Origin of the sequence: Klebsiella sp. CN_Kp104, assembly GCF_040064515.1 — a bacterium.
GTDB lineage: Bacteria > Pseudomonadota > Gammaproteobacteria > Enterobacterales > Enterobacteriaceae > Klebsiella > Klebsiella aerogenes.
On sequence record NZ_JBEAII010000002.1, the window covers coordinates 291,349 to 303,397 of the forward strand.

Below are 12,049 nucleotides of genomic sequence, written 5' to 3' on the forward strand. Positions count from 1 at the left end.
CCGCCCGGCTTATCCCTTCTAAGGAGAGCCCAATGTCCGATAACCGCGTCTATAGCTACTCCGCCGTGTTGATGGGATCGCCCATCCTGCTCAAACTCTATTCCCACGATGAGGCGCTGGCCTCCCGCGTATTTCAGTTAATTAAACGCTACGAAGATCTGCTCACCGTTAACCGCGCGCAGTCGCAGGTGATGGATATCAACCATGCCGCCGGGCGTCATCCCGTCACCGTTAGCCGTCCGGTGTACCAACTGATTAAGTGCGCTAAAGCCGCCAGTATGGTGCGCGACAGCGCCTTTAATCTGGCTATCGGTCCGCTGGTTAAACTGTGGCGCATTGGCTTTCAGGGGCATAGCGTGCCGTCGGCGGCGGATATAGCGGCCCGGCTGCCGTTAATCCGCCCGCAGGATGTCATTCTTGATGACGAAAAGCAGAGCGTGTGGCTGGCGCAGGCCGGAATGGAAATCGACCTTGGCGCAATCGCCAAAGGATATATTGCCGACCGGGTACACGATTACCTGGGCCAGCAGGGGATCGAACAGGCGCTGATTAATCTCGGCGGCAATGTACATACGTTAGGGGAATGGGCGATTGGGCTGAAAAAAACCTTTGCCGCGGCGCAGGAACTTATTGGCTCTATTGCCGTTAGCGGGCAGTCGGTTGTCACTTCAGGCACCTATGAACGCTATTTCGAGCAGGATGGCAAACGCTGGCACCATATCCTCGATCCGCGCAGCGGCTATCCGCTGGATAACGAACTCGATAGCGTAACGGTCATTTCCGCGGATTCACTGGACGGCGATATCTGGACCACGCTGCTGTATGGCCTTGGCGTGGAGAAGGGCTGTGCGGCGTTGCGCCAGCGGGACGACATTGAAGCGATTTTTGTCACCAAAAACCGCAACGTGATTCTGTCGTCACCGCAGCGCATCCGCTTTCAACTGCTCGACAGCGGCTACCAGATTACTGACTGTACTGCTTGAGCAGGCCGTACTGCTCGGCGACCAGCCGGTAGCGATACACCGGTCGGCCGGTCGCGCCGTAATGGATGGTGGTATAGAGAATATTGATCTGCGCGAGCCAGATCAGATATTTGCGGCAGGAGACGCGCGAAATATTCACCGCCGCCGCCAGCTCATCGGTAGAGAATTCCACATCAGGGTGGCTATCAATCCACTGGCACAGCGTGCGTAAAGTTTGCGCCGTTAAGCCTTTCGGTAGCTTACGCGCGTCAGCCGCTTCCGGCGTGCCGCCGTGCAACAGACGATCGACATCCGCCTGCTCGTAATAGGGCTGGCCGGTCATCAGTTTGCGTTTTTCACGCCATGCGGTCAGCGCTTCTTCAAAGCGCGGGAACTGAAAGGGCTTAATCAGATAATCCACCACGCCATAGTGCATAGCGGTTTGGACGGTGGCGGCATCGGCGGCGGAAGTTATCATAATCACGTCGATGGCGCGGCCGCTGGCGCGAATGGTCGGCAGCAGATCGAGTCCGCTATCCTGCTGCATGTAAACGTCCAGCAGCACCAAATCGATCGCCATCTGCGGGTCGTTAATCATCTCCTGGGCTTTGCCGAGCGTCGACGCGGTGCCGCAGCAGCTGAAACCGGGGATGCGCGCCACGTACAGGCGGTTCAGCTCGGCAACCATCGCATCGTCGTCAACAATTAATACATTTATCACGCTTTTTTCCTTTTACTATCCCAGGGCAGGTGAACAAAAAATTGGGTAAATACGCCAGGCTCGGACTCGACGGACAACGTGCCGCCGAGTTCGTGCAGCTGCTGGTTGGCGAGAAACAGGCCGACGCCGCGATTTTCGCCTTTAGTGGAGAAGCCCTTATTAAAGATGGCGTCAATATTGGCCGCCGGGATCCCCGGGCCATCGTCGCTCACTTCACCGCTTAGCCAGCCATCCTGATAGTGCAAGAGCAGGCTCACTTCGCCTTCCTCCTGGCCGCTCATCGCGTCCAGCGCATTTTCAATCAGATTGCCTAACACCGTCACCAGTACGGTGACCTGTTTTTCATTGGGGCAATCCGGCACCAGGCTCTCTTCGGCGAGGTTCAACGTGAAGCCTCGCTCTTTGGCGCGCTGGATTTTACCAATCAGGAAGCCGGCGACCACCGGCGATTTTATCCGGTGCTGAATTTCACCGATATCGGCCTGATAGGCATGGGCGGTTTGCAGCACATATTCTTCCAGCTTGTCATAGCTTTTCATATTCAGCAGGCCGAGGATCACGTGCAGCTTGTTCATAAACTCGTGCGAAGTGGTGCGCAGGGCATCGACGTAGCTCATCATGCCGTCCAGCCGCTGCACCAGTTGACTCATCTCGGTCTTATCGCGGAAGGTGCTGATCGCGCCGACGATGGCGTTCTGGCTGCGCACCGGGACGGTATTGCTGATCAGCAATAAGCCATTACAGCCGAGCGCTCGGTCATAGATAGGCTCGCCGCTACGCAGAACTTCCTGCAGGTCCGCCAGCAGCGGGGTGCGATCGATGCTTTTATCCGGCCCGCTAAGTAACATGCCGCGGGCGGCCGGGTTAATCAGCGTGACCTGGCCGCTGCTATCCACGGCGATCACGCCTTCTTTCAGCGAGTGCAGCATCGCTTGTCGCTGCTGGAACTGGGTGGAGATATCCTGCGGCTCCAGCCCCAGCAGAATACGTTTTAAGCCGCGCACCAGGCTCCAGGTGCCGATAGCGCAGACCAGCGCGCTGAACAGAATGGTCAGCAGAACGTCCCAGCGGCTATTGGCGATCTGTTCGTCGACTTTACTCAGCGAAATACCTACCACTACCACGCCTATCTGCTGATGCTGTTCATTGAATACCGGGGTAAACACGCGCAGCGCCGGCGCCAGGACGCCGTGGTTAATCGCCACGTTTTCCCGCCCGGCGAGGGTCGGGCGGATATCCTCGCCGATAAAGGGTTTACCGATGATGGCGCTATCCGGATGCGAATAGCGAATGCCGCGCATGTCGGTCACAATCGCGTAAAGCAGGTCGTTACGCCGGGTAATGGCCTGCGCCAGCGGCTGAATAATATTGCTCTGCGGCGGCTCGCCGAGACCGCGCTTTACCTGCGGCATATCGGCCATGGTGCGCGCCACCGCCAGCGCCGTCTCTTTTAAGCCGTCGCGGGTGGCGTTACTGATTTGCATAAACCATAGCGCGTAGACCAGCAGCAGCACCGCGCCGATAACGCTGCCAATCATCAGCGTGACGGCGGTACTTAATTTCAGGCTGCGGGCGCGCTTGCGGGCGGGCGGCTGTAGCTCGGCTTCCTTCATGACAACCCCGATCGATTCGTTGAACGATCATTATCGCCGATAGGGCGGCTTTCATAAAGCCGTGTAATAACAGTAAAACCGGCGTACCGGGTATCCGCTGCCTGACATGCGTAGCCCTCATGCTCGGATAACGCGCAATCGCGCTGCGATTAGGTGTCGGGTGAACAAACTGTGACCCCCGTGGCGGTAAAGCCGTGAATGAAGGCTTTACACTGGCTGCATCAATCAAATAGCCGTGATGAATGAATGGATATGTCACCGCTATTGATTTCGCCGCAGTGAGTTCGGTTTTAAATGGAGGTTTTATGAGCAGTAAGCCAACCGCATCAATGCTGGAACGACGCCACCCGCAAACGCGCCATATCGATACGCTCGCCACCCACGATATGCTGACCCTGCTGCAGCAGGATAACAAACAGATAGCCGTTGCCATCGATGCCTGCCTGCCGCAGATTACCCGGCTGGTGGATAACGCCGCGGCGACCCTGAGCCGGGGAGGACGGCTGGTGATCGTTGGCGCCGGGGCATCCGGGCAGGCGGCGTTGCAAACGGTTAATGACTATTCCCCTGAAGCCAATCACTCACTGGTGGCAATGATCGCCGGTGGCGAAGGGAGCGCGCTGCAGGCCGCCGAGCGGGCGGCTAACGATTATGACGCGGGCTTACGGGATATGCAGCTATTGTCCCTGAGCGCTAACGATATGCTGCTGGCGCTCACCGTCAGCGGCAAAACGCCGTGGGTGTGGGGAGCCATGCGTCACGCCTGGTCGCTGGGGACGCCGATTGCGATCCTGACGCAGCAGCCTGATAGCGAAGCCGCGCAGCTGGCGGATATTATGATTGCGCCGCAGACCGGGCCGGAAGCGGTGGCGGGTTATGGCAATCCGAAAGCGCAACTGGCGCAGCGGCAGATCCTCACCCTGTTAACCACCGGCCTTGTGGTACGCAGCGGGAAAGTGTTCGGCAACCTGCGCGTTGATCTACAGGCAACCAGCCCGCGCTGGGAGGAGCGGCAAATCGCCATGGTGATGGCCGCCGCAGAGTGTACGCGCGCGCAAGCCAAAGCCGCGCTGGCCAGTTGCAATCAGCATTGTCGGACGGCGATTCTGATGCTGATGACGGGGCTAGATGCCTGGCAGGCGCGGGATCTGCTCAGCGAAAACAACAACCATTTGCGTGTCGCCCTGGCTGAAGCGCAAGAGAAAACGCTCAGTAACGTTAATTAATTTCCTCGCCGCGCCGGTTTGTTAAATAACTAAATAAACCGGCGCTATATTTCTTATCGCCCGAATGATCCTGATTTTCCGTCGCTATTTTTCACAATGACTGCCAGCGAAATAAATAAGCTGATTTTTTAAGTTAAAAAACTGTTTGATTAAAACATCGAAGTGTAAATGATATTTTAAAATAAAGTAAAAGTGCGTTAATATGACGGCTCTTATTACACTTTTGCTACGCGATATTTCTATTATGCCTGCAATTAAAAAAACGATTATATCTATGACCGCATTAGCGATGTTCGTCAGTACGGCGACCTACGCAAATGGCGATACCTCGAAAAAAACTGACTTTCTGCTGATCGGCGGCGGCATCATGAGCGCCTCGCTGGGCACCTGGCTGCAGGAGTTGCAGCCGGAGTGGAAACAGGTGATGGTGGAGAAACTCGACGGCGTCGCGCTGGAGTCCTCCAACGGCTGGAATAACGCCGGTACCGGTCACTCGGCAAATATGGAACTGAACTACACGCCGCAGCGTGCAGACGGTTCTATTGATGTCAGCAAAGCGCTGGATATCAACGAACAGTTTATGATTTCGCGCCAGTTCTGGTCGGCGCAGGTCAAACGCGGTATTTTGCACGACCCGCACTCGTTTATTAATTCCACACCGCATATGAGTTTCGTGTGGGGCGATAATGTGGATTATCTGCAAAAGCGTTATAACGCGCTGCAGCAGACCACCTTATTCCAGGGAATGAAATTCTCCACCGATCACGCGCAAATTAAACAGTGGGCGCCGTTGGTGATGGAAGGACGCGATCCGCAGCAAAAAGTGGCCGCGACCTGGACGCCGGTCGGTACCGACGTGAACTACGGTGAAATTACCCGTCAGCTGATCGGCAGCCTGAAAAAGAGCAGCAACTTCTCGCTGCAGACCTCTTCTGAAGTCACCGATTTTAAACGCAATGCCGACAACTCCTGGCACGTGACGATTAAGAACGTGCAGAGCGGTGAAGAGCAGGCTATCGACGCCAAATATGTCTTCATCGGCGCCGGCGGCGGCGCGTTGAAGCTGCTGCAGAAAACCGGTATTCCGGAAGCGGACAACTATGCGGGCTTCCCGGTAGGCGGCTCATTCCTGATGACCGAGAACCCGGAGCTGACTAAACTGCACCAGCAGAAAGTTTATGGTCAGGCTTCAGTTGGCGCGCCGCCGATGTCGGTACCGCACCTGGATGCTCGTTACCTCGATGGTAAGCGCGTGGTGCTGTTCGGGCCATTCGCCACCTTCTCCACCAAGTTCCTGAAAAACGGCTCGTTCTTCGATCTGCTGAGTACCACCACCACCAGCAACGTACTGCCGATGACCCACGTTGGCCTCGACAACTTCGATTTGGTGAAGTACCTGATTAGCCAGGTTATGCTCAACGATGATGACCGCTTTGCGGCGCTAAAAGAGTACTACCCGAACGCGCGTAAAGAAGACTGGAAACTGATTCAGGCCGGTCAGCGCGTGCAGATCATCAAAAAAGACGCGGAGAAGGGCGGCGTGCTGAAGCTCGGTACCGAAGTGGTGGTCGATCAGCAGAAAACGATTTCTGCGCTGCTCGGCGCATCGCCAGGTGCTTCCACCGCCGCGCCGATCACCCTGAACGTTCTCAAGCAGATGTTCCCGCAGCAGTTTAACTCGCCGGAATGGCAGAGCCGCATTCGCGCTATCGTACCGAGCTACGGCGAGAAGTTAAACGGCAACGTGGCCCTGACCCAGCAGGTTTGGGATGACACCGCCGCGGCGCTGCAACTGACCAAACCTCCGGTCATTCAGATGCCAGAGACGGCGCCGACCGCGACCGCCAAACCGGCAGAGACGCCGCGCGAAGCCTCGCCGCAGCACGATATGGCGCTGTAACGACGCATCCAGGCAGTGAACAAAAGGGAAGACCATGGTCTTCCCTTTTTGCGTTTTTTACCGGCTGAGGCCGCGCGCTGCCTGCAACTTTGGCCTCATAAAAGATATACTGGTTTGAATTGAAATAAGAAAATTAAACCAGGGGTGTGGAAGGGTTATGAAAGACGATATCAACCAGGAGATCACCTTCCGCAAGCTATCGGTCTTTATGATGTTTATGGCGAAGGGCAATATCGCCAGAACCGCCGAAGCCATGAAGCTCAGCAGCGTTAGCGTTCACCGCGCGCTGCATACGCTCGAAGAGGGAGTCGGCTGCCCGCTGTTTGTTCACAAAGGGCGCAACCTGCTGCCGTTGCAGGCGGCATGGACGCTGCTCGAGTACTGCCAGGATGTGATGAGTCTGATGAGCCGCGGGCTTGAGGCGACGCGTAAAGTCGCCGGCGTTGGTCAGGGGCGATTGCGCATCGGTACCCTCTATTCGCTGACGCTGGAAACCGTTCCGCGCATCATCATGGGGATGAAGCTGCGTCGCCCGGAGCTTGAACTGGATCTGACGATGGGCTCCAATCAGATGCTGCTGGATATGCTGGAAGACGATGCCCTTGACGCTATCTTAATCGCCACCAATGAAGGCGAATACAATAATTCGGCTTTCGACGTGGTGCCGCTGTTTGAAGATGATATCTTCCTCGCCGCGCCGGCGACGGAACAGCTCGATACCACTCAGCTCGCCGACCTGCGCGATTACGCCGATCGTAAATTTGTCTCGCTGGCGGAAGGGTTTGCGACGTATGCCGGATTTCAGGAGGCCTTTCATGTAGCCGGTTTTGAGCCGGAAATCGTGACCAGGGTGAATGATATCTTTTCGATGATAAGCCTGGTGCAGGCGGGCGTCGGGTTTGCGCTGCTGCCGGGGCGCATGAAGAAGGTTTACGAAAACGATGTGCAGCTGTTAAAGCTGGCGGAACCCTATCAGATGCGCCAGCTGATCTCTATCGTCTATTCACACCATCGCGAGCGCGATGCCGACCTGCTGGCGCTGGCGGCGGAAGGGCGCATGTACGCCCGCAGTATTAATCGCTAAGCCGCTGCGCCAGATGGCGGGCGACGTCTACGCCGCTGCGCTCCAGCGAAATTGTCTCGCCGCGCCAGCCCGCCTGGCGGGTCAGGCAGGTGAGCACGCCGCCGGGCGGCATCTCGATTGCCAGCCTCGCGTCGCGTTCATCAGCGGCGATCATCGCCTCCTGCCAATGCACGGTGCGCGCCATGTTCATCGCCAGATCGTCGGCGATCCGCTGCGGATCCCACAGCACGCGCGCCGTCGAGCCGCTTAAATAGGCGCGCTGAGGGCGCGTTAAGGTGACGTCGGCAAAGGCTTTTGTCAGGGCTGTGGCAGGTTTATCCAACAGCGCGCAGTGCGACGGCACGCTGACCGCCAGCCGTTGGGCTTTACTGGCGCCAGCCTGCAGCGCCAGCTGCGCCACCTCGGCCATGGCTTCATCGCGCCCGGCGATCACGATTTGCGTTTCGGCGTTCAGGTTGGCGAGATAAACCTCGTGGCCCTGCATCAGCGCCTCAACCCGCGGGCGGGTCAGCCCCGTAATCGCCGTCAGCCCGTAACCTTCGGGATAAGCCTGCTCCATTAAATCGCCGCGTAGCGCCACCAGCCGCAGCGCGCTGGCGAAATCGAGCGCGCCGGCAATCACCGCTGCCGGAAACGCGCCGATAGAGAGCCCGCTGACCATCTGCGGATCCACGCCCTGGCGCTGTAGTTCGCGCGCCCAGGCTACCCCGGCGATCAGCAGACAGAGTTGTACTGCACGGGTATGCTTTAGCGCGTCGGCGCTATCGAGGGTATCGACTTCATCCCCCAGCACGGCGCGCGCCTGGGTGAGGATAGCCTCGCGATCGGGGATTGCCGCCAGCATTGCGGGGCGCTGGCCGCCCTGACCGGGAAAAGTAAATATAATCTTCATCAGTCCTCCCTGTGCCACGGCGTCGCGGTTAAACGCGCGCCGCGGGATGTTTTCAGCAGCGCGCGGCCATCGCGCAGCCACTCATTAAGGGCGAAGGCGCCGTACGGTGTTTCTATCTGGGTATCGGCGCGGCACGGTAGTAGGGCCACCCGGGCCTGCCATTCCAGCAATGCCTCGCGGTCCAGCGGCTGCGGCGCGCGGATCAGCAAATCCAGATCGCTTGCCGCATGCAGCACCGGGATTTCGGTTGCCAGCGCGTAGCCGGTACTGCCGGTGACGCCCCAGCCCCAGGGCCAGCGGTGTAAGGTGAGGGCGATAGCCGCCTGAACCGGCGGCTGCGAGACAAACGGCGAGCAGAGTAATGCTTCGCGCTCGACAAGCGTCTCTGGGGTGACGCTGCGCACGATATTGCGCGGCTGAACCCAGCCGGCGGCGCGCTGTTCGCGCTTCATGCCCCGCACCCCAACCGGGATGCGGGCCTGGCCGTCAACGTCGCGCCTCACCACCACCGGCAGCGCGGCTCGCCACTGTTGAGCCACCCATGGCTCGGCAATGTCTTCCAGGGCGCTGGCGTGGTTTAACCAAACTAAATCGTGGGGACGCGGCGTTGATGACATGGTTTACAGTCCTGAAGTTAAAGAGATAAACAGCGGTAGCGACAGGATACACAGAACCGAGCTTAACAGCAGCACGGCTTCAGCATCCGGAGACTGCACGCCGAAGCGGTTGCCGAAGACCACGCCGAAGAAGCCGGCGGCCAGCGCAATCATCAGGATCGCGGTAATGGCGATAGAACCGTGCAGACCAAGTAACATCACCAGACCCCAGGCAATAAACGGCTGCACCAGCAGTTTTACGATGGTTGATGTAGCGATCAGCGCATTGAGCTGCAGTTTACGTGCCGACAGGATCACCCCGGTGAGGAACAGCGCGGCGGCGGTGGCGGCCAGGCCCAGCGGTTTGATTGACGCCAGCAACAGGTCCGGCATTTTAATGCCGATCGCGGAAAGCACCACCCCAAGCAGCGGGCCCCAGACGATCGGTTTTTTCACCGAACGCCACATCAGCACCGGCAGCATCGCCAGTGTAGAACCGCTGTTTTCACCCGCGGCGCGGGCTTTTTCACGCTCCAGAATCAGCAGGCAGAACGGGGTCATCAGTACCGAGCCGCAGGCGATAGAGACCGCCACCGACAGCGAGGTTGACGCGCCTTCACCCAGCACGCTGCCGAGGATCGGCAGACCTAACGCGGCATAGTTTGGCAGGGCGACGGTGAGGGTCAGCACCGCGGCATCCTGCGGCGTGCGTTTGAACACGCTGGTGGCGAGGAAGTAGATCGCGGCATAGGTGATCCACATCGCGCCGGTCAGCACCAGCACCAGCGGCGACTGGGCGACGATACCGGCCCACGGCGTTTGTACCGTCGCGCTAAACAGCGTGGCGGGTAAGGCAAAATCCATTACAAAAATATTAAGCAGCGAGACGTTTTTGTTATCTACCATCCCGGCCTTACCGGCCCAGAAGCCCAGCAGCATAATGACGAAAATCGGGGCAAGAGCATGAATAATCACATAAGTCATAAATCACCTGTAAATAAAATAGAGTACTGGCGCGATTGTTATTTTTTCTAAAAGCCGTCCCTTCCCGGAGCGTTTATTCCGCGCTCCGGGAGACTGCTTCCGGCAGGTTTTCTTCTACTACTTACGTACGAACGTCTTACCAGCTGGCGCGCATGCGATCGCGAACCAGTTGCGAGCTGCGGCGGTTTTCCGCGCCCAAACGGCACTTCAGTGAGGTATCGGTGCGCGCGTCAGCGATGGCGTCGCGCAGGGTACGGCTGACCAGCGACAGATCGCCTTCGTCTGGCGCATCCGGATGGTTGATATCGAGCAGGGCGGAGAGCAGGCCGAGCGTAGCGTAGTTGCTGACGTCGTAGGCCATCGGCGGGATCGTCGCCGCCAGTTTCTCCAGCGCCTCTACGGTACGCAGCGTAATGCGCGCTGCCGATTCTTTACCCATCGCGTGAACCAGCACGCCGCTATCGTTAAAAGCGATCAGGCGGTTGGCCTGATAGCCGTGGGCCAGAAACGCCCCGGACATCGCTTTTCCGACAATCAGGCCAATCACCGGATGGCCGGCAAGACGGGCTTTGGCGTAGGCGCCTGCCGCCCCGGCCAGGGCCTGGTGGATGCCAAAGGCTTCTTCGCGGCGGCCATAGGCCTGACTCGGGACATCAATTACCGCGACGATCGGCCGTTTGACAGGCCGATCGGCGTCGGCGGCGATGGTTTCGTTGACCACTTTCGCCAGCGTCCAGCCTTCCAGCAGTCCGACTTCGCCGCCGGCGGCGCGCGGGTAGTGGTTGTTGGCGTCAGGCACCACGGCAATAAAGCGGACGTTTTCGCCATCAATCTGGCCATCTGCGACCTGTACAGAGGCGCATAACCCGCTCATCAGCGGCGCGTTGGGCGCCAGTTTATTCAGCCATAGCGCGGCGCGGTTTGGGAACTGACTCATTATTTATCCTCCCGGGCAAAAAGCTGTTTAATCTGCGCGGTATCCGCCTGCTGGCGGGTATCGAACTGGCTCAAGCGACGCAGATAATCGTCATAATTGTCGCTGCGGTGCTGTGCCGGTACGCCTTTGGCGATCGCCTCATTCATTGCGGTTTTAACGGCGTTAACGCCATCGTTAACCAGCGCGTCAACCAGCCCGCTGGCGGCGCGAATTTCGCCGCCGGTCATGCTCCAGATAAACGGACGGTTGCGGGAGTCGTACTCTTCAATGCCGGCTTCCTGCTCGATAACCTGCGGGCCGTTGAGGCCGAGACGGGCTTCACGGGTGACGATAAGGTAGCTGCACAGCGCCGCGGCGATGGACATGCCGCCGAAGCAGCCGACGGTACCGGTAATAATGCCGACCACCGGGGTGTAGCGGCGCAGGTCGACAATCGCGGCGTGAATATCGGCGATGGCGGCCAGACCGAGGTTGGCCTCCTGCAGACGTACGCCGCCGGTTTCGAGGCACAGCACCGCCTGGGTCGGGATACCGTTGCGGTTATCTTCCGCCGCCAGCTCCAGCGCGGCGGCCATTTTGGCGCCGGAGACTTCACCCATACTGCCGCCCTGGAAGGTGCCTTCGATGGCAATTACCACCGCAGGTTGGCCGTTGATCGTGCCTTTGGCGACCACCATACCGTCGTCGGACTGTGGGACGATGCCCTGCGCGCCGAGCCACGGCGACATAATGCCTTCAAACGGATCCAGCAGTTCGCGGTAGCTGCCGTCGTCCAGCAGGGCGTGGGCGCGTTCGCGAGCGCGCAGTTCGATAAAGCTGCGATCGTTACGCATGAGCGGCCTCCTCAAATACTTGTTCAATACGAATACGAGCGACGCCCGGCGTGGCGCCGAAGTCGTGGATAATCAACTGCCCGGCGGGCAGACCGTTGATCAGGTTCAGCCTGTCGAACAGCGCCTGCCAGCGCGCCTGGCTGTTATCCACTGAGGTGGTGATCTGTACGTTGAGCGTGGCGCCCTGTGCGGCGGTATAAAGCACTTCCATATCGCCTGAACCTACGACTCCTGCCAATGCTTTGCCGCTGAGGGCGCGGTTGGCAGGAAATGACAATGTAATCTGTTCCATAACATCCTC

The 12,049-nt window shown here is 58.6% G+C and carries 12 protein-coding genes; 4 read left to right on the plus strand and 8 right to left on the minus strand.

Features of this window, described 5'->3' with window-relative positions:
- Window positions 1-32: 32 nt before the first annotated feature.
- Window positions 33-983, plus strand: coding sequence for an FAD:protein FMN transferase (locus ABLU80_RS03325; protein WP_348849693.1), 951 nt, complete (start codon window positions 33-35; stop codon window positions 981-983).
- Here the strand turns inward: ABLU80_RS03325 and dcuR are convergent.
- Together dcuR and ABLU80_RS03335 are read right to left on the minus strand one after the other, a co-directional pair.
- Window positions 964-1,683, minus strand: coding sequence for a two-component system response regulator DcuR (dcuR, locus tag ABLU80_RS03330; protein ID WP_015366795.1), 720 nt, complete (start codon window positions 1,681-1,683; stop codon window positions 964-966). The genes ABLU80_RS03325 and dcuR overlap by 20 nt on opposite strands.
- The gene (locus ABLU80_RS03335; protein WP_047037097.1) at window positions 1,680-3,296 is read right to left on the minus strand and encodes a sensor histidine kinase; all 1,617 of its coding nucleotides are present in this window, start codon (window positions 3,294-3,296) and stop codon (window positions 1,680-1,682) included. The genes dcuR and ABLU80_RS03335 overlap by 4 nt, the downstream gene beginning before the upstream one ends.
- Before the next feature lie 305 nt (window positions 3,297-3,601).
- Between ABLU80_RS03335 and ABLU80_RS03340 the strand changes: the two genes are divergently transcribed.
- From ABLU80_RS03340 to ABLU80_RS03350, 3 genes are all read left to right on the plus strand, one after another.
- Window positions 3,602-4,522, plus strand: a complete 921-nt coding sequence (locus ABLU80_RS03340; protein WP_348849694.1) for an N-acetylmuramic acid 6-phosphate etherase — start codon at window positions 3,602-3,604, stop codon at window positions 4,520-4,522.
- A gap of 244 nt (window positions 4,523-4,766) precedes the next feature.
- Complete coding sequence (mqo, locus tag ABLU80_RS03345) at window positions 4,767-6,422, plus strand: malate dehydrogenase (quinone) (RefSeq protein ID WP_015705274.1); 1,656 nt, start codon at window positions 4,767-4,769, stop codon at window positions 6,420-6,422.
- A gap of 157 nt (window positions 6,423-6,579) precedes the next feature.
- Window positions 6,580-7,506: a LysR substrate-binding domain-containing protein gene (locus ABLU80_RS03350; RefSeq protein ID WP_015366791.1), complete on the plus strand. Its 927-nt coding sequence runs from the start codon at window positions 6,580-6,582 to the stop codon at window positions 7,504-7,506.
- Here the strand turns inward: ABLU80_RS03350 and mdcH are convergent.
- From mdcH to mdcC, 6 genes are all read right to left on the minus strand, one after another.
- Complete coding sequence (gene mdcH, locus ABLU80_RS03355) at window positions 7,496-8,398, minus strand: malonate decarboxylase subunit epsilon (RefSeq protein ID WP_047058502.1); 903 nt, start codon at window positions 8,396-8,398, stop codon at window positions 7,496-7,498. The genes ABLU80_RS03350 and mdcH overlap by 11 nt on opposite strands.
- The gene (locus ABLU80_RS03360; RefSeq protein WP_032711558.1) at window positions 8,398-9,015 is read right to left on the minus strand and encodes a malonate decarboxylase holo-ACP synthase; all 618 of its coding nucleotides are present in this window, start codon (window positions 9,013-9,015) and stop codon (window positions 8,398-8,400) included. The genes mdcH and ABLU80_RS03360 overlap by 1 nt, the downstream gene beginning before the upstream one ends.
- Before the next feature lie 3 nt (window positions 9,016-9,018).
- Window positions 9,019-9,978 carry an AEC family transporter gene (locus tag ABLU80_RS03365; protein ID WP_004148291.1) on the minus strand — a complete coding sequence of 320 codons (960 nt, stop codon included), beginning with the start codon at window positions 9,976-9,978 and terminating at the stop codon, window positions 9,019-9,021.
- Window positions 9,979-10,114: 136 nt separating this feature from the next.
- Entirely contained in the window at window positions 10,115-10,915 is an 801-nt protein-coding gene (mdcE, locus tag ABLU80_RS03370; protein WP_063447891.1) for a biotin-independent malonate decarboxylase subunit gamma, read from the minus strand.
- A complete protein-coding gene (locus tag ABLU80_RS03375; protein ID WP_012541866.1) occupies window positions 10,915-11,748 on the minus strand; it encodes a biotin-independent malonate decarboxylase subunit beta in 834 nt (277 codons plus the stop codon). The genes mdcE and ABLU80_RS03375 overlap by 1 nt, the downstream gene beginning before the upstream one ends.
- The gene (mdcC, locus tag ABLU80_RS03380) at window positions 11,741-12,040 is read right to left on the minus strand and encodes a malonate decarboxylase acyl carrier protein (protein WP_008805033.1); all 300 of its coding nucleotides are present in this window, start codon (window positions 12,038-12,040) and stop codon (window positions 11,741-11,743) included. Before mdcC ends, ABLU80_RS03375 begins: the two co-directional genes overlap by 8 nt.
- Between the last annotated feature and the right edge of the window lie 9 nt (window positions 12,041-12,049).